The 21,786-nt window shown below is 64.8% G+C and carries 26 protein-coding genes; 25 read left to right on the forward strand and 1 reads right to left on the reverse strand.

Annotated elements, in window-relative coordinates:
• The 10 genes from NKI97_RS28105 to NKI97_RS28150 all read left to right on the forward strand — a co-directional run.
• Positions 1-231 (forward strand): hypothetical protein (locus NKI97_RS28105; protein WP_352837780.1); only part of this gene is annotated, 231 nt, incomplete at its 5' end.
• Positions 228-422 carry a hypothetical protein gene (locus tag NKI97_RS28110; protein WP_352813549.1) on the forward strand — a complete coding sequence of 65 codons (195 nt, stop codon included), beginning with the start codon at positions 228-230 and terminating at the stop codon, positions 420-422. The genes NKI97_RS28105 and NKI97_RS28110, both read left to right, overlap by 4 nt.
• Positions 419-754 (forward strand): hypothetical protein, encoded by a 336-nt coding sequence (locus tag NKI97_RS28115; protein ID WP_352813548.1) that lies wholly within the window; start codon positions 419-421, stop codon positions 752-754. Before NKI97_RS28110 ends, NKI97_RS28115 begins: the two co-directional genes overlap by 4 nt.
• A complete protein-coding gene (locus NKI97_RS28120) occupies positions 751-2,433 on the forward strand; it encodes a terminase large subunit domain-containing protein (protein WP_352813547.1) in 1,683 nt (560 codons plus the stop codon). The genes NKI97_RS28115 and NKI97_RS28120 overlap by 4 nt, the downstream gene beginning before the upstream one ends.
• A complete protein-coding gene (locus NKI97_RS28125) occupies positions 2,433-4,010 on the forward strand; it encodes a DUF935 domain-containing protein (protein WP_352795493.1) in 1,578 nt (525 codons plus the stop codon). Before NKI97_RS28120 ends, NKI97_RS28125 begins: the two co-directional genes overlap by 1 nt.
• A gap of 11 nt (positions 4,011-4,021) precedes the next feature.
• Positions 4,022-4,174, forward strand: coding sequence for a hypothetical protein (locus tag NKI97_RS28130; protein WP_352813546.1), 153 nt, complete (start codon positions 4,022-4,024; stop codon positions 4,172-4,174).
• A 4-nt stretch (positions 4,175-4,178) separates the two neighbouring features.
• On the forward strand, positions 4,179-4,979 hold the full coding sequence (locus NKI97_RS28135) for a phage head morphogenesis protein (protein ID WP_352813545.1): 801 nt from the start codon (positions 4,179-4,181) through the stop codon (positions 4,977-4,979).
• 298 nt (positions 4,980-5,277) lie between these two features.
• The gene (locus tag NKI97_RS28140) at positions 5,278-6,435 is read left to right on the forward strand and encodes a phage protease (RefSeq protein ID WP_352813544.1); all 1,158 of its coding nucleotides are present in this window, start codon (positions 5,278-5,280) and stop codon (positions 6,433-6,435) included.
• Positions 6,435-7,169 carry a hypothetical protein gene (locus tag NKI97_RS28145; RefSeq protein WP_352795490.1) on the forward strand — a complete coding sequence of 245 codons (735 nt, stop codon included), beginning with the start codon at positions 6,435-6,437 and terminating at the stop codon, positions 7,167-7,169. The genes NKI97_RS28140 and NKI97_RS28145 overlap by 1 nt, the downstream gene beginning before the upstream one ends.
• Before the next feature lie 13 nt (positions 7,170-7,182).
• Positions 7,183-8,076 carry a Mu-like prophage major head subunit gpT family protein gene (locus tag NKI97_RS28150; protein WP_352795489.1) on the forward strand — a complete coding sequence of 298 codons (894 nt, stop codon included), beginning with the start codon at positions 7,183-7,185 and terminating at the stop codon, positions 8,074-8,076.
• A gap of 103 nt (positions 8,077-8,179) precedes the next feature.
• Here the strand turns inward: NKI97_RS28150 and NKI97_RS28155 are convergent, their stop codons facing one another.
• Positions 8,180-8,440, reverse strand: coding sequence for a hypothetical protein (locus NKI97_RS28155; RefSeq protein ID WP_352813543.1), 261 nt, complete (start codon positions 8,438-8,440; stop codon positions 8,180-8,182).
• Here NKI97_RS28155 and NKI97_RS28160 point away from each other — a divergent pair.
• From NKI97_RS28160 to NKI97_RS28230, 15 genes are read left to right on the forward strand one after another with little or no spacing between them, the layout of a single operon-like run.
• The gene (locus NKI97_RS28160; RefSeq protein WP_352813542.1) at positions 8,439-8,987 is read left to right on the forward strand and encodes an HI1506-related protein; all 549 of its coding nucleotides are present in this window, start codon (positions 8,439-8,441) and stop codon (positions 8,985-8,987) included. The two genes, NKI97_RS28155 and NKI97_RS28160, sit on opposite strands and share 2 nt — an antisense overlap.
• 2 nt (positions 8,988-8,989) lie before the next feature.
• Entirely contained in the window at positions 8,990-9,268 is a 279-nt protein-coding gene (locus tag NKI97_RS28165) for a hypothetical protein (protein ID WP_352795486.1), read from the forward strand.
• Positions 9,268-9,696 (forward strand): gp436 family protein, encoded by a 429-nt coding sequence (locus NKI97_RS28170; protein ID WP_352546887.1) that lies wholly within the window; start codon positions 9,268-9,270, stop codon positions 9,694-9,696. The genes NKI97_RS28165 and NKI97_RS28170 overlap by 1 nt, the downstream gene beginning before the upstream one ends.
• Positions 9,696-10,280 (forward strand): phage virion morphogenesis protein, encoded by a 585-nt coding sequence (locus NKI97_RS28175; protein WP_352813540.1) that lies wholly within the window; start codon positions 9,696-9,698, stop codon positions 10,278-10,280. The genes NKI97_RS28170 and NKI97_RS28175 overlap by 1 nt, the downstream gene beginning before the upstream one ends.
• A complete protein-coding gene (locus NKI97_RS28180; protein ID WP_352795483.1) occupies positions 10,277-10,714 on the forward strand; it encodes a phage tail terminator protein in 438 nt (145 codons plus the stop codon). The genes NKI97_RS28175 and NKI97_RS28180 overlap by 4 nt, the downstream gene beginning before the upstream one ends.
• 1 nt (position 10,715) lies before the next feature.
• Positions 10,716-10,895, forward strand: coding sequence for a hypothetical protein (locus tag NKI97_RS28185; protein WP_352813539.1), 180 nt, complete (start codon positions 10,716-10,718; stop codon positions 10,893-10,895).
• Between the two features lie 3 nt (positions 10,896-10,898).
• Positions 10,899-11,822 carry a phage tail tube protein gene (locus tag NKI97_RS28190; RefSeq protein ID WP_352571317.1) on the forward strand — a complete coding sequence of 308 codons (924 nt, stop codon included), beginning with the start codon at positions 10,899-10,901 and terminating at the stop codon, positions 11,820-11,822.
• Between the two features lie 52 nt (positions 11,823-11,874).
• Entirely contained in the window at positions 11,875-12,249 is a 375-nt protein-coding gene (locus NKI97_RS28195; RefSeq protein ID WP_352813538.1) for a hypothetical protein, read from the forward strand.
• Positions 12,250-12,287: 38 nt separating this feature from the next.
• Entirely contained in the window at positions 12,288-12,653 is a 366-nt protein-coding gene (locus NKI97_RS28200; protein WP_352813537.1) for a DUF1799 domain-containing protein, read from the forward strand.
• Positions 12,650-16,975, forward strand: a complete 4,326-nt coding sequence (locus NKI97_RS28205; protein ID WP_352813536.1) for a phage tail length tape measure family protein — start codon at positions 12,650-12,652, stop codon at positions 16,973-16,975. The genes NKI97_RS28200 and NKI97_RS28205 overlap by 4 nt, the downstream gene beginning before the upstream one ends.
• Entirely contained in the window at positions 16,972-17,403 is a 432-nt protein-coding gene (locus NKI97_RS28210) for a hypothetical protein (protein WP_352451593.1), read from the forward strand. Before NKI97_RS28205 ends, NKI97_RS28210 begins: the two co-directional genes overlap by 4 nt.
• Positions 17,400-17,918: a DUF1833 family protein gene (locus NKI97_RS28215; RefSeq protein ID WP_352571321.1), complete on the forward strand. Its 519-nt coding sequence runs from the start codon at positions 17,400-17,402 to the stop codon at positions 17,916-17,918. Before NKI97_RS28210 ends, NKI97_RS28215 begins: the two co-directional genes overlap by 4 nt.
• Positions 17,915-18,346 (forward strand): C40 family peptidase, encoded by a 432-nt coding sequence (locus NKI97_RS28220; protein WP_352813535.1) that lies wholly within the window; start codon positions 17,915-17,917, stop codon positions 18,344-18,346. Before NKI97_RS28215 ends, NKI97_RS28220 begins: the two co-directional genes overlap by 4 nt.
• Positions 18,343-21,054: a TipJ family phage tail tip protein gene (gene gpJ / locus NKI97_RS28225; protein WP_352813534.1), complete on the forward strand. Its 2,712-nt coding sequence runs from the start codon at positions 18,343-18,345 to the stop codon at positions 21,052-21,054. The genes NKI97_RS28220 and gpJ overlap by 4 nt, the downstream gene beginning before the upstream one ends.
• Before the next feature lie 9 nt (positions 21,055-21,063).
• Positions 21,064-21,774 (forward strand): hypothetical protein, encoded by a 711-nt coding sequence (locus NKI97_RS28230; protein WP_352813533.1) that lies wholly within the window; start codon positions 21,064-21,066, stop codon positions 21,772-21,774.
• Positions 21,775-21,786: the final 12 nt, after the last annotated feature.

Below are 21,786 nucleotides of genomic sequence, written 5' to 3' on the forward strand. Positions count from 1 at the left end.
GTACTGATTGCCGGGGCGCGGCCCAACATCCCCCCCCTCATTCGGGCCCCAAACGGGGGGTGGCGGGGGCCCCCGGCCCGGGGCTCCCCCGCCACGACGACGGTCATCTTCGACGGCAACGGGATCCCGATCGGCGGCACGACCGGAGACAATCATCCGGCGAATGCCGAACTTCTGGTGCACACCTTTAACTTCGCGTGGTCGGACAAGTCTGCAGGAGGCCTGCATTGAGCAACACGATCCGCCTGGAGCTATCGACCGACGAGGCAGCATGCCTCAACAACGCTCTGCGCCTGGAGATGCAGGCCGCTGAAAAGCGGCGCAACCTGCCGGCTTGGATCGGTGTCGACGAATACATCCGCCGGCTAGACGCCTGCATTCAGAAGGTGACCAAGGCCTTTGAGAGAGCGACTGGCGCATGAACGGCGAGGCGATCAACGCGCATATCATCGGCGTGAGCGGCGAACTGATGTCAGCCCGATTGCATTGCCTGGTTCCCTTCTGCCGGCGAACGCGCAAGCCCGATTGCCGTGAGTGGATCTGCGGGCCTCACTGGATCGCAATTTCCGTTCACCTGCGGCGGCGCAAATCCAAGCTCTATCGACGCTATCGTCGCTTGTTCGGGGATAATGGGTTCTGGACCTATCCGCCCGGATCGACGCCGCGACTCCAGGCGGTGAAGCTCGATCGGCTTTGCGACCGCGCCTGGGATCGTTGCAAGCGGGCGGCGATCGAAAGGGCCGCCGGAATATGACCGGCCCGATCTCCAAACAGGAATGGGAGAAGGTTCGCCGCGAGAGCATGGCGAACCTGGGCCATGTCATCGAAAGCGTCGGCCTGCCGAAGGTGCTACTCGGCTATCAGGGCCGCACGGTCTCGCTGCTCGAAAGCACGGCCGTCCGCGTGCTGTTCATCGAGAAGAGCCGCCGTATCGGCGAGACCTGGGCGCTGGCCTCCTATGCCGTGCTGCGCGCCGGACGGGCCAAGGATGCTGGCGGCATGGACGCCATGTACATCTCCTATTCGCAGGAGATGACACGCGAATTCATCGACGCCTGTGCCATGTGGGCTCGGGCGTTCGCGCACGCGGCTGTCGCCCAGGAAGAGTTCCTGTTCGACGACACGGACCCGACACACCCGGAAGAGACGCGGCAGATCAAGGCGTTCCGCATCCAGTTCGCATCTGGCTTCGAGATCCTAGCCCTGTCGTCTGCCCCGCGCACCCTTCGCGGCAAGCAGGGCCTGGTCATCATCGACGAGGCGGCCTTCGTCGACAGCCTGAAGGAGCTGCTGAAAGCGGCGCTGGCCAACCTGATGTGGGGCGGCCAGGTCGTGGTCTGTTCCACGCATAACGGCGCCGACAACGAATTCAACGTCCAGGTCCAGGACATCCTCGGCGGCCGGTCGAAGTACAGCCACCTCAAGATCGATTTCGACCAGGCGCTGCTGGAAGGCCTTTACGAGCGCATCTGCCTGGTCACCAGCCGCGAGTGGTCGCCGGAGGCCGAGGCGCAGTGGCGCCAGGACATCATCGACTTCTACGGCGACGGCGCCGACGAGGAGCTGTTCTGTGTTCCGTCCATGGGCTCCGGCGCCTGGCTGACCAGCCCGCTGATCGAAGCGCGCATGACGCTGACGCCGGAAGAGGCCCCGGTCATCCGCATCGATCTCCCGTTGGATTTCCTGCATCGGCCCGAGCTGGAGCGCCGGCACCTCATGGCGCCGCACCTGGACGCCATCAAGGAAGCGCTCGACGGCCTGGACGAAAACCGCCAGCACGCCTTCGGCTACGATCCGGCCCGAAAGGCCGACCCGGCGATCATGTCGCTGCTGTCGATCGACAAGGTGCTTCGCCGCCAGTCGGCCCTGACTGTCGAGCTGCGCAACGTGCCGTTCCAGGAGCAGAAGGAAATCGCCACCCTGATGCTGAAGCGGGCGCCGCGGCTCTGCGGGGCAGCAGTGGACGCGACCGGCGTCGGCATGAACCTTGCCGAGGATCTCGGCCGGGCGTTCGGCCTGCACACCGAGGAGACACCCGGCGGCCTGGTCTGGTCGGTGACGCTCAGCCAGAACTGGTACAACGAGAATTTCCCGCCGCTTAAAACCGCCTTTGAAGACGCCAACATCGCGCTGACCAGGGACGCCGAGCATGCGGTGGATCTTCGCCTGGTCAAGATCATCCGCGGCATACCGTCGATCCCGCCGGAGCGGGTCGGCATGGCCGGCGCGAAGCGGCACGGCGATTTCGCGGTCGCACTCGTCCTGGCGTATTTCGCCAGCCGCATGCAGTGGCACGAATATGCCTATCAGCCGGCAGCGATCGCCAAGAGCCGCTTTGAAGAAAGTTCGGAGGGCGCGTGGCGGAACCGGTCCGATGACATCGAGGGCAGCTTCCGTATGGCATCCGCCCGCCGCAACCGTGGGATTTTCTGATGGCTGAAGAATTCAAAGGGATCGTCGACCGCTACGGCCGCCCGATCGCCAAAGCCGCCCTGAAGGTCGAGCAGGCGGCTCCGACTGGCAGCGGCGTTCGGCGCCACGATGCTCTTCACCCGGCGGCTGGCCTCACCCCCGGCCGGCTGGCCGGTATCTTGCGGGCGTCGATCGACAACGATCCCGAGAGCTACCTCGCCCTGGCTGAAGATATGGAGGAGCGCGATCCACACTATGCCGGCGTGCTTGGCGTGCGCAAGCGGCAGGTTTCCGGCCTAGAGATCACCGTTGAAGCGGCCGGCGAGGATGCCGCCAGTGTCGAGCATGCCGACCTGGTGCGTGAAGTCATCGAGCGCGACGGCTTCGAGGACGAGCTGTTCGATATTCTCGACGCGGTCGGAAAGGGCTTCTCCTGTACCGAGATCATTTGGGACACGTCCGAAGGACAGTGGCGGCCGAAGCGACTGGCGTGGCGCGACCCGCGCTGGTTCGTCTTTGACCAGATTGATGGGGAAACGCCATTGCTGCGCGACGGCGGCCAGAATGTGCCGCTGAATCCCTACCAGTGGATCTATCACTCGGCGAAGGTTAAATCCGGCCTGCCGATCCGGGGCGGCATCGCGCGTGCCGTCGCCTGGACCTTCCTGTTCAAGAGCTTCACCATCAAGGATTGGGCAATCTTCTGCGAAGCCTATGGCCAGCCGCTCCGCCTGGGAAAATATGACGCCGGCGCGTCCGAGAAGGACAAGCAAATCCTGCTCGATGCGGTGAGCAACATCGGCGTCGACTATGCCGCCATAGTCCCCGCGTCGATGGCAGTCGAGTTCATCAAGGCCGACATTTCGGGGTCGCATGGGCTCTATAAGGAGCGCGCCGACTGGCTCGACCAGCAGACGTCCAAGGTGGTGCTCGGACAGACGGGAACAACGGATGCAATCGCTGGCGGCTATGCAGTCGGCAAAACCCATGACGGCGTGCGTGAGGATATCGAGAAAGCTGACGGCCGCCAGATCGCAGCCACGCTGAACCGTGACCTCACCCGGCCGACGGTCGATCTGAATTTCGGGCCGCAAAAAAAGTACCCAAGGATCTTGATCGGCCGGCCGGAGCAGGTCGACATCAAATCGTTGGTCGACAATGTGACCAAACTTGTTCCCCTGGGCTTGAAGGTCGGGATGTCGACGATGCGCGACCGTATCGGCCTTCCAGACCCCGCCAAGGGCGAAGAACTGCTCGTGCCACCGAAAGGTCCGGCCCCAACTGACCCGCCTGATGACAACCCGCCCCCGCCACTGAAACCCGGCGAGACCGAACAGACGGTCCACTCCACCGCGGGCACCGGCACCCGCGATGCGATCGAGCGCTCGACGGACGCCATGCTGGCCGATTGGGAGCCGCTGGTCTCGCCGATCGTCGCCGGCCTCGACGCGGAGATCGCAGCCGCCAGCTCCGTAGCCGATGTGAAGGCGCTGCTTTCAAAGCGCTTTGCCGGGCTCGATGCCGCCGCGTTGACCGAGCTGCTCGCCCGATCGGCATTTGCAGCCCTGCTCGCAGGCCAAGTTGACGACACGCTCTGAAGGGAACTCCGATGGTCTATTTCTTCGCGCTCTGTTCGTTCCTCGCCCTGTTCGGCTTCTTCATCAACTCCAAACGCCGAAATGGGCACGGCATGGCATACAGCGCCGCTATGATCGTGATCTGGATGCTCGCGGCGCTATGGTGGTCGGGCAGGATCGGTTGAGCCTGTGACCGCAGATCTGAAGCCACTGCCGCCGGCCGATGCGATCGCGGCGCTGTTTGCGCGCGGCCAGCGCTTCGATCCCGAATTCTCCTGGCTGGACACTTGGCAGGACGTGCATGCCCGCAGCTTCACGGTGGCGAAGTCGGCCGGCTTCGACATCCTGGGCGACATCTACCAGGCATTGCTGGTCGCCCTTTCGCAGGGCAAGACCTTTGCCCAGTTCGGCGCCGAGCTGACGCCGCTGCTTCAGACAAAGGGTTGGTGGGGTCAGCAGCCTGCCTTTGATCCGCTCTCCGGCGAAACCCGCTGGTCGCAGCTCGGCAGCGTCAGGCGGCTCACAACCATCTTCGACGTCAACATGCGGGTGAGCTATGCCGCCGGCCATTGGTCGTCGTTCGAGCGCAACAAGGCCACACGGCCGTTCCTGCGCTATGTCCATCTGGAAGGCCAGGAGCACCCGCGCCCGCTTCATGCGCTCTGGCACAACACGGTGCTGCCGGTCGACCATCCCTGGTGGAACACCCATGCATGCCCCAACGGGTGGAACTGCCATTGCACGCTGCAGAGCCTCTCGCAGCGTGACATCGACCGGCTGCAGCGAGAGGGCGAGATCCTGAAGTTCGAGCCGGTGTCCGGCACGATGCGCAAGTTCGTCAACAACCGCACCGGCGAGGTCACGACCGTTCCGGATGGCATCGATCCGGGCTGGGCTTACAATCCCGGAAAGGCGGGCTACCTCTCTGTCGTCGAGCAGGATCTGGCGCGAAAGTCCGGGGCGTCCGACTGGCTTCTCCCTTCGTCCTGACCGTCCCCACAGGATCGCCGCACAGCCGCACAGGAGGCCCGTGGGGCGTGGCACTGGTGCGCGAAGCGCCGTTTGCCGCTGTAGACCCGTTCAAAACCGATTTTAGGGGCTATCTGACTCCTGAGCGAGGTGATCGTAACGCAGCCTTGCCGGTTGCCCCTCGCTCGGCTACCGTTGCCTTGCGAATTCGGCGGCGGACCTGTCACGATCGGTCCCGCCAGTTCGATCCCCCAAGCTTCGACCACCGCCCGCCATGGCGGGCATGATTTGACGGCGTCGGCCGGGCCAATGTCCGGCGATGCAAAACGCACTTGCCGCACTTCTTTCGGCCGCCCTGGTCGCTTCGCATTCCACGGCGCTGACGCCGGCGGATGCGAATGGTTCGTGGGTGCAGCTGACGCCGGCCGGAACTTTTTCCGGGCGCACCGGCCAGGGTCCGTGGGTGACCGGCGACAAGGCATCCATGGAAACCATCGTCGCCAACACACAGCGCTACGCCGGCTCGACCGACCTCGTCATCGACTATGACCACCAGGCCGTCTTTGGCGCCGTGCCGGGTGTCGGCGGAACGGCGAAAGCCGCCGGCTGGATCAAGGAGCTGCAGGCACGCGACGACGGCATTTGGGGCCGCGTCGAATGGACTGCGGCTGCGGCCACCGCGATCAAGGCCAGTGAGTACCGATACCTGTCGCCCGTCTTCTTCCACGAAAAGACCACCGGCCGGGTGCTCGCCATCCGCATGGCCGGCCTGACCAACACGCCGAACCTCGATCTCGTCGCGGTCGCGGCGAGTGCCCTCTTCCCTCTCGACAACCCCACCGGAGACAGCATGGACAAGATCCTGACTGCGCTTGGCCTTGCCAAGGGCACGACCGAAGACGGCATTGTCGCCGCCATCAACGCCCATCTGACCAGCAGCACGGCAATTGCCAAGGCTGCTGGCCTGACCGAAACCGCCAAGCCGGCGGAGATCCTGACGGCGATCAATTCCATCGTCGCCGATCGCACCCGCCTCGCCACCGCCGCCGGCCTCACTGCCGACGCCAAGGCCGACGACATCGTCACGGCCGTCCAGTCGGCGATCGCCGGCAAGGTCGATCCGACCAAGTTCGTGCCGATCGCAATCGTCACCGACTTGCAGGGCGATCTGAAGAAGCTGCGCGAGGATCTGACCGCCGACAAAGCGACCGAGGCGGTCAACAGCGCGATCGAGGCCGGCAAGATCGCGCCGGCGCAGAAGGATTGGGCGCTCGGCTACGCCAAGGCCGATCTCAAGGCTTTCGACACCTTCGTCGGCAACGCGCCGGTGATGACGGCCTCGCAGATCCGCACGGCCAAGAAGCCGGACGGCGAAAACGCCGAGCTTTCGGATAGCGATCTCGCCGTCTGCAACGCCATGGGCCTCGATCCGAAGAAATTCGCCGAGACCCTCAAGCTCAACAAGGAAACCGTCTGATGGTCGCGTCCAAGGATCTCGAAATCCCGGCTCGCTCCGGCGACCGCTTCGGCTACCCGGCCAAGTCGGGTGTCCGCATCTTCCGCAAGTCGATCGTTGCCCTCCTGGCAACCGGCATGGCAGTCCCGGCGGGCACCGCCAACGCGGTTTCCATCGTCGGCCTGGCGGAAGGCAACGTCGATAACCGCGACGGTGCGGACGGCGACCTGAACGTCGAGGCGCTTCGCGGCTGCTTCGGCTTCATCTTCGTCGCCGACGAGGTCGACATCGGCCGGCCGGTCTACGCCGTCGACGATCAGACGCTCAGCTTCGATGGCTCCGGTGCCCGGCTGCTCGTCGGCACCGTCGCCGGCATCAGCGACGGCCGCACCTGGATCGACATCCCGGCCGCTGAAAAGGTCATGATCCCGCTGGCCGCCCGCATCGCCACGCTGGTCGGCGCCGGCGTCACCAGGACGATCGCTTCCGTCAAGGGCCGCATCACCCGGCTGCGCAGCGTCACCGACGGCATCCTGACCACCGGCGACGCCACCATCACCTGCGCCATCAACGGCGTTCCGGTGACCACCGGCGTTATCACCATCACCCAGGCCGGCTCGGCCGCGGGCGACGTGGACACGGTGGTGCCGACCGCCCTCAACGAGGTCAACCCCGGCGACGTGATCAGCTTCACGGTCGGCGGAACCAACGCAACCGCAACTCCGGCGACCGTCGTCGCCGAGATCGCGCAGTAGGAGAAAGCTTCAGATGGACATTAATGCTTCCACGCTGCGCAGCGTCTACACGGGGCTCAGCACCGCGTTCAATGCGCGGCTCGCAACCACCCCGACACAATACCGGACGGTCGCCATGGACGTGCCTTCGAGCACCGCCATGAACGAATATCCGCGCATGGACGATCTGCCCGGCATCCGCGAATGGGTCGGCGACCGCCTCATTCATGATCTGTCGGCCTCGACCTACATCATCCGCAACAAGGAGTTCGAGGGCACCGTCGGCGTCAAGCGCGCCTCGATCGAGGACGATCAGTTCGGCTTTTACACGACCATCTCTGCCCAAATGGGTCAGGACGCGGCCGAGTTTCCCGACCAGCTCGTCTGGCCGCTCTGGAAGGCGGGCGACGCGACACTTTGCTATGACGGCCAGAATTTCTTCGACACCGATCACCCCGGCTTCGACGAAAACGGCGGCGAGACCTCTGTTTCGAACTTCACCGCTGGCGCCGGCCCGGCCTGGTACCTGGTCGACGACACCAGGGTTATCCAGCCGATGGTGTTCCAGAAGCGCAAGCCCTTCAAGCTTGTCCCGATGGACAAGGAGACCGATACGAACGTCTTCATGAAGGGCCAGTATCTCTACGGCGTCGACGGGCGATGCAACGCCGGCTTCGGCCTCTGGCAGCTCGCCCATATGTCTAAGGCCACACTTACGCCGGCCAACTTCAAGGCGGCCCGCGATGCGTTGGGTTCGATCCGCAAGAAGAACGGCCAGATCATCAACATCCGTCCGGCCAAGCTCATCGTTCCTCAGGCGTTGGAGGCCGATGCAAAGCAGGTGGTTGAGGCGCAGCTGATCAACGGCGGCGACAGCAACATCTGGTTCAAGGCCTCCGAAGTGGTCGTGGTTCCGCAGCTCGGCTGATCACAGCCGGAGCTGCGCACTTTGCCTGCCGGCACTTCGGTGCCGGCGGGTTTTTCGGAAGCAGCCGAAGCCCGGCTTCTTCCGCAAGACCCAAGAGGAACCCCTATGACCACGACAGTTGGGCAACTTCCGCGCCACCGTCAAGCAGGACGACCGCGAACCGGTCGAAATCAACCCTGGCGAGGAGCGGTCGTTCTTTCTGCCCCACCCGGCAAGCAGCACCTTTTCTATTACGGAAGTCCCAGTCGATTCCAACGCCGGATAGGACGCTGCCGAATTCGCCCTGCCGGCTTCGGCCGGCGGGTTTTCGAAAAGCAGCCCGCGAAGGCTCCTTTTCAAAGACCCGAAAACGAGGATTGAACATGGCGAAAGCTCCGAAAATCATAGCCAAACGTGAAACGGTTTTCTCCGCGGTGCCGCCGATCTCGAGCAGCGCTGACACCATCAATTCCGAAGCAGCGAAGCCAGTAATCGCAGATCAGCATGTCGCGGTGAATGCTTCGCCTGCGGCTGATGTCGCCCTAGAGGTGGCACCGGCCGCCCCGTCGCTGGGGGCAGCGACGGGGACCATTTCAAGCATACCCCCGGAGAGCGATGACCAGGGCGGAGCCGGCAATACGGCCGGCTCCGCAGGGTCGCTCACGGTGAACGCGTCCGCGATTTGGCTTGATGGTGGTGAAGCTGAGTTCCGCGCCCGCTTCCCCTGCCTGTCCACCGCGATCGACGCATGGGAGGCCAGCGGAGCGCCGGCGCTGACCGCAGTGCGCATCCGATCGAAAACCGATGGCTTCCGGCGCGCTGGCATCGCCCATTCCAAAACACCGGTTGAACACCAACTCGATGGTTTCCGTAGCCCGGAGCCGCTGGAGGCGCTCTTCGCCGAGCCGAACCTAGTTGTGGAGTTCATCTGACCGTGAACATCTACCTATCCATCTGGTGGATACCGATCGCGCTTACGGTCGCGATCTGGGCGGCCGCATTGATGTGGCCGACCGAACAAAGCCATGGCGATTACGACTTCAGCGCAGCCTTCTTTGCGCTCGTGAGGTTCGCCTTCGCCAGCGCCGGCTCCCTGCTTGATTGCGACTTCAGCGCAGCCTTCTTTGCGCTCGTGAGGTTCGTCTTCGCCAGCGCCGGCTCCCTGCTTGTCTGGCTCGCCTTCTTCATCTGGCTTTTCGTGGTGGGTGCCTGATGTACGCCGTCCAGCAGGATCTGGTCGACCGCTTCGGCTCCACCGAGCTGATCCAGCTCACGGACCGGACCAACATGCCGCCATCGACAATCGACGATGTCGTGGTCGGCCGCGCACTGGCGGACGCTGACGGCGTAATCGACGGCTATATCGGCAAGCAGTTCAAGCTGCCGCTCAGCGTCGTGCCGCCAGTCCTGGTCAAGGTCGCCGCGGATCTGGCGCGCTACTATCTGCATGGCGAGGCGGCCGACAAGGAGAGCATCGTCTCGCGCAACTTCGCCAACGCGATCTCCTGGCTGAAGGATGTCTCGAAGGGTCTCGTCCTGATCGAGGAGGAAGGCGAGACGCCCGAACAGGCCGGCGGCAGCGCCATCAAGACCAGTGCGCCGAACCGCGTGTTCACCCGCGACAAGCTGCGGGGCTTCTGATGGCGACCGAAGGCATCCAGATCCGCCTCGTCGACCAGGCCGTGCTGGCGACACTCGATCGCATCGAGCGCCTGGCCGAACATCCCAGGACGATCATGTCGGCGATCGCCGCATACCTGGTCACCTCGACTCAGCGGCATTTCGAGCGCGAGACCGGCCCGGCCGGTAAGTGGCAGCGGCTTAGCCCGCGCACGGCCGCCAAGCGCATCGGGCGCGGCCAGCGCGGCTACGGCCACATGCTGCGCGTCAGCAACCGGCTCTACAGCTCCATTACCGGCGAAGCGACGGAAACCGAAGCGGCGGTCGGAACGAACCTGCTCTATGCCGCTATCCAGCAGCTCGGCGGCGAGGTGAAGATCCCGGCGCGCGAGCAGGATCTGCATTTCGGCAAGACCAATCGCGGCCGCCGCTTCGTCAAGGCCTCGCGCAAGCGCAAGGAAACGGTCCGCGTCTCGATCGGCGCGCACTCGATCACCATCCCGGCGCGGCCCTATCTCTATGTCGACGAGGAGGACCAGGCCGAGATCCTGCGTATAGCCGAGGACGCCTTTCGCGCCGAAGCCGATGGCGGAGCCCGGCCATGACGCTGTCCGCAGAATTCCAGCAGCGCCTGCGCGATATCGACCCGCCGCTCTTTCGGCTGATCGCAGGCGCCGCCGCCTGGGCCTCGCTCAGTGGCGAACCGAAGACGACGCCCGCGGCCTTCGTCCTGGTCGAGGAAGAGCACAGCGGTGAAAACGAGCGCATGACGGGCAACGTGCTGCAGCGCACCGAGGCTGATGTCGCTGTCATCATCGTCACCCGCAACGTCTCCGATGGCACCGGCGGGGCCGCTGCCGACGACATCGAAATCCTCAAGGACGCGGTACGCGGCGCCTTGATCGGTTTCGAGCCGACCAGCGTCAACAATGCCGACGTTGTCGAGCACATCTCGTCGAACCTTCTCAAAGCCAAGAACGGCCACGTCTGGCAGCGCGAGCTGTTCGGCGCCGGCTACTACCTCGTGGAGAAAAGCTGACATGGCAAAGATCGAAACGCCGATCGCCGGCGGTGCGTACAACCGGCACAAGGATGGAACGCTGGAGCGGATCGAGGGCACCGAGCCCGCGCCGCCGCCCGGCACGGAGGCCGAGCCGGTACCGGCGGGCACGGACGAACCATTGGCGGCCGAAACCGGCGCGCCCAAGAAGGGGAAATAGACCATGATCCGTCGCTGGAAGAAGCTGTCCGCCCTCATCAAGATGGATGCCACCTATGGAGTTGATGCGGTACCGACCGGTGCTGCCAACTACATCCAGCTCTCCGACGCGGCCTTCACGCCGCTCGCCGGTGACGAGGAGGCGCGCAATCTGATGCAGCCGTTCCTCGGCCACCAGGGCGTCTTGCTGACCGGCGACTATGGCCAGTTCAATTTCTCGGTCGAGATCGCCGGCGCCGGCGCCCTCGGCACGGCACCGGCCTATGGCCCGCTGCTGCGCTCCTGCGGCTTTGCCCAGGTGATCTCGGCCGGCGTCGACGTCCAGTATGATCTGATCCACGACGCCTTCGAGAGCAGCGGGCTCTATTACAACTCCGATGGCGTTAAGCATGTGCTGCTCGGCATGCGCGGCAGCGTCTCGCTCGGCTTCACACCCAAGCGCATCCCGCGCTTCCAATTCTCGATGAAAGGCCTGGTCGGGACCATCACCGACGAAGCCTTGCCCGTCGTCACCAAGACGATGTGGATCGACCCGGTGGTGGTCTCGAAGGCCAACACGGTGATGGCACTGCATGGCTGGACCGCGATCGCCGAAAGCCTCAACATCGACACCGGCTCGCAGGTCGTGCCGCGCCACCTGATTGGCGAGGAGAGCATAGAGATCACCGACCGTTCAGTGACTGGTACCGCCGTCGTCAAGGCGACATCGCTTGCCACCAAGGATTGGTTCTCGATCGCCCGCGCCCACACCAAGGCCGCGCTGGCGCTTACCCACGGCACGGTGGGCGGCAACACGGTGGCGATCGACAGCGACAAGGTGCAGATCGGCCGGCCGGCAGAGGGCCAGAGCGACAACATCCGCAACTATTCGCTGCCGCTGATGCTGACCAGCCTCGGCTCCACCGAGCTGAAGATCACCGTCAAATAAAGGCGGCTTCAACGCCTCTAAAACCGCCGTTCAAACCTCAGGAAAGTGCCCCATGAAATTCGTTCTCGCCAAGGAATATCTCTACTGGTGGCCGATAAAGATCGAGCTTCCCGACCCGACAAATCCCGGCAAGTGGAAGACCATGAGCTACACGCATCAGTTCGCCGGCGTCGACGAAGATGCGGCAATCGCGCTCGGCAAGGAAATCGAGGCGCTGCCGACACAGGAAGAGCGCAAGACGCGTGAGCATGATCTGCTGATCCAGGCCACCCGCGGCTGGCGCGATGTGGTCGACGAGGACGGCAACGAAGTCGAATATTCCGAAGAGGTCTTTCGCCAGGCGCTGCAGCAGACCTGGTATCGGGTCGCGCTCTACAGCGCCTACGCCAATTCGCTCGCCAGCCCGGCGGCCCGAAAGGGAAACTGAAAGAGGCCGCGCGCGCCTGGGCGCTGGCACGGGAAGGCTTGACCGACCCGACACGCCCTTCGCGGCCCGATGACCAGGCGCGGCAGGATGCCGAGGCGTTGGGCGTTCCGCCCGAGAGCCTGCCCGATCCGACAGACGACGAAGAGAGCGACGTGTTCGAAGTGTGGGACATCAACATGCCATCGGTGGTGCTGTTTCTCGGCTGCGAGACACAGTGGCGCGTCGTCGCGCGCGGCATGCAGGGCCTGCTCTACTGGCTCGGCATCGACTATGCGGCGGCCGCTGTACTGCTGCGGGCGCGGCCGAAGCGAGAAAAGAAGCGCTATCCGGCGGCTCAGCTGCTTGAAGATCTGCGCGACATGGAGATCGAGGCCCGCGCGATCATGAACGAGGTGCGCGATTGAGCCTCAATCTCGCCCTCGTCATCAGCGGAAACGCGGCTGGCGCTACGGCAGCGGCCGGCGCCACGTCGGCCGCGGTCCGCACGGTCGGCGTCGAGGCGACCCGGGCGTCGGCGGCGCTGACCGCCGCCAACGACCAGGCGGCGGCATCGTCGAAGCGCGTGACCGACATGCTGACCGGCCAAGAGGCGGTGCAGAAGCGCATCCAGGGGATCGTGGCGGCCTATGCCGGCATGAGGGGTCCGACCGACGACGCAACGTATCGGCAGCGTGCTGCCGACATATCAGCCTACGGCGTGGCGCTCGACCGGATCAGAGCCAAATACGATCCGCTCTCCGCAGCGCAGACCCGGTACCGGACAGCGATTGAGGCCATCAACCAAGCCGAGCGCACTGGCGCGATCAGCGGCTCCCTGGCGATCGACGCGCGGTTGCGGGAGACGGTTGCCCTAAACAGCCAGATCAGCGCCTTGAATGGCTTGGCCGCAGCCCAGAAAAATGCCGCGCAATCCATGGTGAACCGGGTCTCGATTGTGCCCGATCGCGGGTCCGATATCGCAGCCTATGGCGAAGAACTGGACCGGATCAGAGCCAACTACGATCCGCTGTTCGTAGCGCAGACCCGATACCGGACAGCGATTGAGGCCATCAACCAAGCCGAGCGCACTGGCGCGATCAGCGGCTCCCTGGCGATCGACGCGCGGTTGCGGGAGACGGTTGCCCTAAACAGCCAGATCAGCGCCTTGAATGGCTTGGCCGCAGCTCAGAAAAATGCCGCGCAATCCATGGTGAACCGGGTCTCCATTGTACCCGATCGCGGGTCCGATATCGCAGCCTATGGCGATGAACTGGACCGGCTGCGGGCCCGCTTCAACCCGCTCTATGCCGCCTCAAAGCAATACGAAGCCGAGCTGACAGAGCTGAACAACGCGCACAAGGTCGGCGCCTTCACCAGCGCCAAGGAATACGATCTGGCGCTCGCGCATCTGAACGACCGCTACACTATGCTTGGCCGTCAATCGACATTGACGGTCACAGGACTCAATTCGGTTACCGGCGCGGCGCGGCTCACCTCGAACCAGTTGCTCAATCTGTCGCGCCAAGGCAACGACGTGATCACCATGTGGGCGCTCGGCCTACCGCCCATGCAGATATTCGCATCGCAGGCCGGGCAGATCTATGACGCGCTGGAGAGCGGGCCGAAAGGTCTGCGCGGCTCGCTGGCGGCGATCAGGGCATCGCTGGCATCAACGGCAAGGTCCTTCATCGGCTTCGTCGGGCCGGTCGGGCTGATCGCGGCCGGTGTCGGCGTGGCCGGCGCCGCCTTTGCGGCCTATTCGCTCCTGTCGCGCGAAGCGACCAAATCGCTCGACGGGGCGTTGAAGGACCATGTCGATCTCATCAAGAAAGTCGGCGAGGGTTGGAAAGACACTGAAAATGCCGTGCGTGGCGTTGGCCGGGAGTCCCAGACCGTTCTGTCGTTCCAATCGATGCAGGCGGTCAACGAACTCCGAAAATCGGTGGACGCGGGCACCGGCCAAAACCTGCAAAATCAGTTCGGTGGCTCGGAAGCCTTCACTGGAATACCTGGCTCCGGCCTCCCGCAAGACCAGTTCCAGATCTTCGACCGTTACAAGATCGGCGGCCTTGAGCCGGTCGTCAATCAGTTCATCAAGTCCGCCCAGACCGGCTATCCCGATGTCGTCAAATTCAACGATGCCGTTGCGGCATTGGGCCAAGCCCCCGGAGCATCCGCCGAGCTCAAGAAACGCGTCGCGGAAATTCTAGGCTTCACCGCGACTCTCGCCGAGGCGCAGCGGGCCGTCCAAGAGTACGATCGCAATATCGGTCCAGGCGGCCTGATCAGGAGCGGCAGCGCATTCAACCAGCGCGACATGAAGGCCTATGACGAATGGAAGCTGGCGGACGACGCCGCTCACAACCAGCGCATAGGCGGCTTCCAGGCGCAATTGCAGGAGATGAACGCAAGATCGCCGGCGGAGAAACAGGCCGCCGCCGAGGCCGCGGCGCGCGCCCAGATCAACGCCAGCGAGAGCGCGGCCGCTCGCGCCGACCGCATCGACATCGCCGGCAAGCTTGCACTGGCCAGTGCAACGAAAAGCCTTGTGGACGCGCAGAAGGAGCGGCTGCGCTCGCTCGACCAGACGGTTGCCGTGCAGCAGCTGGAGATCAGCCTGGTCGGCAGGACGGCCGCCGAGGCGGCGGGGCTGCGCATGGCCTTTCAGCTCGAACAGGCGGTCCGCGAGGAAGCCGCCCGCAACAACGTTCCTGCCGACGAGGCCGAGATCCGGCGCATCAGGGAAAAAGCCGCCGAATATGGCCGGCTCAGTGCCATTCAATCGGCTCGCGCCGCAATCTTCGAGCAGGGTCAGAATATCGAGACCCAGCGCGCCGAGCTTGCACTGGTCGGGGCGAGTACCGCCGCCCATGATCGCGTCATTGCCGCCCTGACGACAGAGCAGCAGATCCGCCAGCTCGGCATCGACCTCTACGGCAAGGAGGCCGAGGCGATGCGCGCCAACACGTCGGAATTGTCGGCAATGGCCGAGGCCAAGGCCCGCGCCAATCTGGCGCGTGACCTGCAGTTCGAGCGCGACCAGCTCGGCCGCTCGCCGATCGAGGCGACCGTCGCCGACCGGCTGAAGGGCGCCGGGCTGGCGGTGGACCTCAATTCCGAGGCGGCGGCGATGATCCGCATGAACGAGCTGCTGAAGCAGCAGAAGCAGCTCTGGGAGGACGTGCGCGAGACCGGCGTCGACGCGATCGGCGGCATCGTCGACAGCGCTCTCGGCGGCTTTACCGATATCGATAGCGTGCTGAAGAGCGCGGCCGACGACGTGCTGAAGCAGCTCGCCCAGCTTGCGATCAAGAACCCGCTGGCCAACGCGGTCTATAACAAGGGCCTGCCGACGCTGGACAGCATCGGCGGGATTGGCGGCTTCATCGGCACGCTGCTCGGCGGTCCGCAGCCGGCAGGCGGGCAGTCTGTTGGCGCCATGGATGTGCAGGCTGGCGTCGTCAACATCAACGGTGCCTTGGGCGTCAGCGGCGGCACTGGCACCATCTTCGACAGCATCAAGCGGTTCTTCTCACCGGCCAACAGCAATTCGGCCGATCCGTCGTCGGGGATGCGCGGCAGCGGGGCGGCGACTTCGACGTTGTCAGATGTCGCCGGAAGCTCGCTTCGCATGGTCGGAAACTTCAAGTCGGGCGTCGACGCCCGGCTGATGGACATTCTCGACAGCGCCGCGAAGCGGTTCGGCGGCTACCAGGTCGATGCGATCTCAGGCTTGCGGCTAGGCGACCCACGTTTTCACGGTCAGGGCCTCGCGACCGATGTCAGGCTGACCGATCTCCTCACCGGCAAGAAGCTGGGCAACTATCAGGACCCAAGCACCTTCGCGACGTACGAGAAGTTCGCCCAGACGGCGCGCCAGGTGCAGATGGAGAAATATCCGGAGTTGACCGACCGTTTCCGGTGGGGCGGATATTTCGGCGGCCAGAGGGGCAAATACGGCGCCATGGACGAGATGCATTTCGATCTCGGCGGTGGCCGGCTCGGGATGGCTGGCGGCTCCTGGCGCAACGGCCTCAACGATAATCAACGCGCGCTTTTCCCCGGTGTGGAGAGCGCAGGCAACAAAGCCACGGCAGCGATCACGCGGCTGACCGAAAGCACCGGCCTTGCCGCAAAGGGCCTAAATAGTTTCGGCGGCGGGCTTGGCCAGCTCGGCAATGCGCTCAGCCAGTTCCCGGCGGCGCCGGCGGGCGGCGGTCTGTCTGGATTTTCCAGCATCTGGTCGATGATCAGTGGCTTCTTCAGGTCACCGGCAGCCTGGTCGGCGATCCAGTCGGGCGCCGGCGGTCTCTACGATGTGGGCGGCGCGACCGGCGGCAACGACCCGCGCAGGGTCGCCGGCTTGGTCCATGAGCAGGAGTACGTCATGGATGCCCCGGTGGTGCGAGCGCTCGGCGTGCCGTTCCTGGACAGCCTGCGGCGCACAGCCAAATCGGGCCGCGGCTACTACGAGGGCGGTTATGCCATGCCCGGCGCCGGTAGCTCCGGCTCTCCCTCGATGGGCGGCTGGTCATCGCAGTCGGCCCAGCCGACCCGTGTTGAGCGGCACTATCACGACTATGCCGGCGTGAGCGTGCGCGAGGAGGAAACCGAGGACGGCAAGGGCGGCCGCCGCGAGGACATCATCATCGAAGAAAAGCTGACCGCCGCCGCAAACCGACGCGGCAGCTCCTTCAATAAGACGCTCGCGGGTCGCGGCGCCAGGCAGCCGGTGAAACGGCGATGAGCCTGGTCTGGTATCCCCCTGAATTGCCCAGACCGGAACGGGCACCCTACCAGGTGACGCGCGGCGATGGCCGCACCCGCAGGGCCGAAGACGCCGGCCCGCCAAACGTGCGGCGCCGCTTCTCGGCAGTCGCTGACACCGTTGCCTTCTCGACCGTGCTGACCAGGGCGCAGCTTGCCCGCTTCGACCGCTGGTACAACGAGGAGATCAAGCAGGGCACGCAGCCCTTCCTGATGCCGGCGTGGGACACGGACGGCCTGCCGCTGCTGACCGATGACGGCACGCCGATCACCACCGAGGACGGGACACCGATCCTGATAGCAGAGACGTGGCTGTGCCTGATCGGCCAGCAGCTGCCGGCGCGCGCCCCAAGCTCCCCCACGGGCATCCAGTGGCGCGTCAGCTTCGACGTTGCGGTGATGCCATGAGGCGGGTCTCGCTCAACGCCCGTCTGGCTCTCGACCAGGTCGCGACCGACGAGCTGGAGGTTGTGCTGGTCATCATCGAGCACCCGCTGCTCGACACGCCCGTGCGGCTCTCCTCCGACAACGCCGACCGGATCTCGGTCGAGCCGCTGATGTACGGCACCCGCTCGACCTGGCGCACCGAAGATGATTCGCCGTTCCTGTTCATCATGCTCGACGCGCTCGTCCCCGACGAGGAAGACGACGCTCCGGCGCAGGCCTCGCTGGTGCTCGAGATCCTCGACAGCGACATCGCCGATATTTTGACGTCGACCACCGTGCAGGCGACCTGCCACATGGCGATCGTGCTGGCGTCGAGCCCGGACAATGTCGAGGCCGAATGGATCGGCATGCTGATGACCGGCGCAGACGGCGACAGCGGCCAGGTCAGCCTCAAATTCTCCATGGAGCCGATCACCGAGGAGCCCTATCCGGCCGACCGCATGACGAAGGAACGTTTTCCGGGGCTGCACAAATGACCTTGATGGTAGCCCAGGGCGATCTCAGCTGGACGCAAGGCTTTATCGGCCTGCCCTTCGCCGACAAGGGCCGCGACTGGACCGGTTGCGACTGTTGGGGCTTTGTCCGCCTCGTCCATGCCGAGCATGCCGGCAACGAGCTGCCGTCCTATGCCGGCCTTTATCCCAGCTCGGCCGAGCAGCGCGAAGTCGCCGCCATAGTCGCTCGCGAAACGCAATCGCCGCTCTGGTTGAAGATTGAGACGCCGCAGCCGCTCGACATCCTCTGGTTCCGGCGCGGCCGCCTCGATGCCCATTGCGGGCTTTTCCTGCGGCCGGGCTTGATGATGCACATGGTCGAGCAGGACTGCTCCAAGATCGAGCGCTTCGACGACGGCTCGCCCTGGGCAGGCAAGCTCACCGGCATCTATCGCTGGAGGGGCGCATGAGCGTCCATGTCACGGCCGCGCCCATCGCATTCCAGCCCGACCGCGCCCGCATCGAGCTGACGCTGCCGGCCGGCATGACGATTGCCGAAATGGTGGCGATGGCACTGCCTGGCGCCAGTCACCCGGTGCTGGAGCGCACCCGTATCGCGCTGGTCAAGGGTGACGGCATGCAGGTGGTACCGCGCGCCCTGTGGCACCGGGCGCGGCCCAATGCCGGCGTCCATGTGGTAATCCGCGTCGTTCCCGGCGGTGACTCGTTTCGATCAGTGCTGCAGATCCTCGTCTCGGTGGCGGCGATCGCCGTCGCCGGGTTTTTCTTCCCCGCCGGCGCCACGCTGTTTGGCTCGGAATTGCTTGCCAACGTGGCGAAGACCGCCCTCACGGTTGGCCTGACGGCGCTCGGCGGCTTGCTGATCAATGCCTTGCTGCCGCTGCCCAAACCCCCGGGGGAGGAAAAGCCGACCTATGCGATCGCCGGATGGCAGAACCAGTTCACCCCCGACGCGCCGGTGCCGATGGTCATGGGCACGCACCGCTATGCGCCGCCGTTCGGGGCGATGTCCTATATCGAGGTGGTCGGCGATTGGCTCTACGATCGCGCCGTCTTCCTACACGGTTACGGGCCGCTGGAGATCTCGGAGGAGAAGCTCGGCGACACGCTGCTGACGAAATTCGACGAGGTCGAGATCGAGACGCGGCTCGGCTATGTCGACGATGAACCGCTGTCGCTCTACACCAACCAAGTGCTCGAGGAGCGCATCGGCACCGATCTGGAACGGCCGTTGAAGCACAACGACTACGGCAAGATCATCAAGGGTGAGCCGTCCGAAGCCAAGCCGGTCAGCCGCTTTACCGCTCGCGATACCGCCTGGTCCATCTCGATCCTGTCGTTTCCCGCCGGCCTGATCAAGATCGATGACGAGGGCGAGGAGTTTTCAGTGGAAGTGGTGTTCAAGCGACGCTACCGGCTGGCCGGTACCGTAGCCTGGACCGACCTGCCAGATCTCTCCATCCGCAACACAAAAAAGGTGGGCTTCTATCGCGCCGACCGCATCGACTACCCCATACGGGGTGCCTATGAGATTGAATACGAGCGGCTGACGGATTCGGAAGTCGAGCCCGGCAACGGTTCGCAATTCGTCCTGAACTGCACCTGGGTGGTGCTGCAGAGCTTCCGGCCGGAATACCCGTTCAATTTTAGGAAGCCCGTGGCGCTAAGCGCACTCCGGATCAAGGCGACGGCGCAGCTCAACGGCACGCTCGACACCTTCAACACGCTAGACAAGCGGATCGCGCCGGACTGGGACTCCGACAGCGGCACATGGATAGACAGGGCGACGCAATGGCCAGCGTCGCTGGCGCTGTTCGCCTTGCGCGGCCCAGGGCTGTACCGGCCCACTCCGGACGAGGAGATCGATTTTCCTGCCTTCCAGGACTGGCACGTCTTCTGCGTGCTCAAGGGCCTGAAATATAACCGCATCCACGATTTCGAGAGCACGCTGGGCGAGACGCTGGCGGCGATCGGCGCCGCGGGGCGGGCCGCCGTCAAATGGGACGGCCGCAAATGGACCGTCGTCATTGATCGGCCGCGCGAGCTGGTGGTCGACCACGTGAACCCAAGGAATTCATCAGACTTCCGCTGGTCGCCCTCCTATTTCGAGCCGCCACATGCGCTGCGCGTGCCGTTCATCGACGAGACCAACGATTATCAACAGGGCGAGCGCCTGGTGCCGTGGCCCGGCTATGTCGGCCCGATCGACATCACCGAGGAGCTGAAACTGCCCGGCAAGACCAACCCGGACGAGATCTGGCGCGAGGCCCGCCGCCGGCAATACGAGATCATGAACCGCGCCGTCAGCTACTCGGCGGTGCAGCAAGGCACTGCACGCACCGCCACCACCGGCGACCTGGTGGTGGCCTCGCGCGACGTGCTGAAGCGCGCCATGCATTCGGCGCGCGTCAAGGCAGTACGCGGCGATCTTGTCGAGGCCGACGGCGTCTTCACGATGGTCGCCGGCGAGAGCTACGCCATTCGCTTCCGCCAGTTCGACGCCGACGACACGATCGGCACCAGCGTGGTACGGACCATCGCCACCGTCGCCGGCGAGAGCGCGGCCGTGCGGCTCACCGGCAGCGGCGAGAGGCCCAAGGCTGGCGATATCATTCACTTCGGCCCGGCCGCGCTCGACAGCATCCCGCTGATCGTTGCCGGCATCACGCGCGGCAAGAACAATTCGACGGTGCTGGCGATGCTGCCGGCGGCACCGATCATCGACGAGTTGACCGACGCCGAGGTGCCGCCGGCCTGGAGCGGCCGCGTCGGCGCCGAGATCGACCTATCCCTGATCCCACCGGCGATACCGAAGTTCACGGGCATAGAAACCGGCACTGTCGAGACCGGCGACGCCAACGGACTGCGGGTTATGGTCAGCGGCGGCACGGCGAACGCGGTCGCCGTCGCCGCCTTCAAGCTGCAGACGAGGCTCTCGGGTGCTTTGGTCTGGCAGCCGCCACTGTCCTGCTCGCCGGCCGAGGGCGCTTTCGATGTGACCGGTTACCTGTTCGGCGACGAAGTCGAGCTGCAGGCCTGGGCGGTCAGCGTCGCCGGCGTCGAGAGCGATCTGACCGACATCGTTTCCGTGACCATCGGCTCCGACGACTTCGTGCCGCCACTCGCGGCGAACTCAACCCTTTTGCTCGTGCTTTAGAGGACACAAATGGCCGCCAGCCAGATTAACACAACTGACAGCGTCACCGGCGACCCGGTCGCGATCGACAGCGAGCTGGTCGCGGGCAAACACCATCCCATGCATGGCGTGCGCGACGGCATGGACGAGGCGCTGGGCGGGACGGCCGATGCGGCGGCCACGTCCGATGCCGGCACGTTCTCCCTGATCGCGTTGGTCAAGCGGCTGCTGTCGGTCAAGCTGCCGTCGACGCTTGGCGCAAAGAGCGCCGCCAATAGCCTCAGCGTCACGCTGTCGACCGACGATGATGCGCTGCTCGGCTCGCTCATCGAGGCGGCGCCGGCCAGCGATACCGCCTCGTCTGGCCTAAACGGACGGCTGCAGCGCATCGCCCAGAACCTGACCGCCCTGAACCCGGCCGCCACCTGGCGCTACCCCGCAGCTGCCGGTGGCGAGACCGGGACCGCAGATGTCCCGGTGAAGGCGGCGGTGGCGGGCCAACGTAACCACATGACATGGCTGACTGCCGTAAATGCCCATGCCACGGTCGACACCGAAATTCTGGTCAAGGATGGCGGCGCGACTGTCCTTTATCGCGGCTTTCTCAAGGCCGCCGGCGGGCGCCTGGACATCGAATTCCGATCGCCGCTGTCGTCGAGCGTCAACACGGCTCTCAACGTCGCCAACATCACCACCGGCGCCCAAACCTACTTCAACTGCGGCGGCTACGTCGCGCCTTAACAACAGGGAAAC

Origin of the sequence: Mesorhizobium sp. M0296 (assembly GCF_040321675.1) — a bacterium.
Classification (GTDB): domain Bacteria; phylum Pseudomonadota; class Alphaproteobacteria; order Rhizobiales; family Rhizobiaceae; genus Mesorhizobium.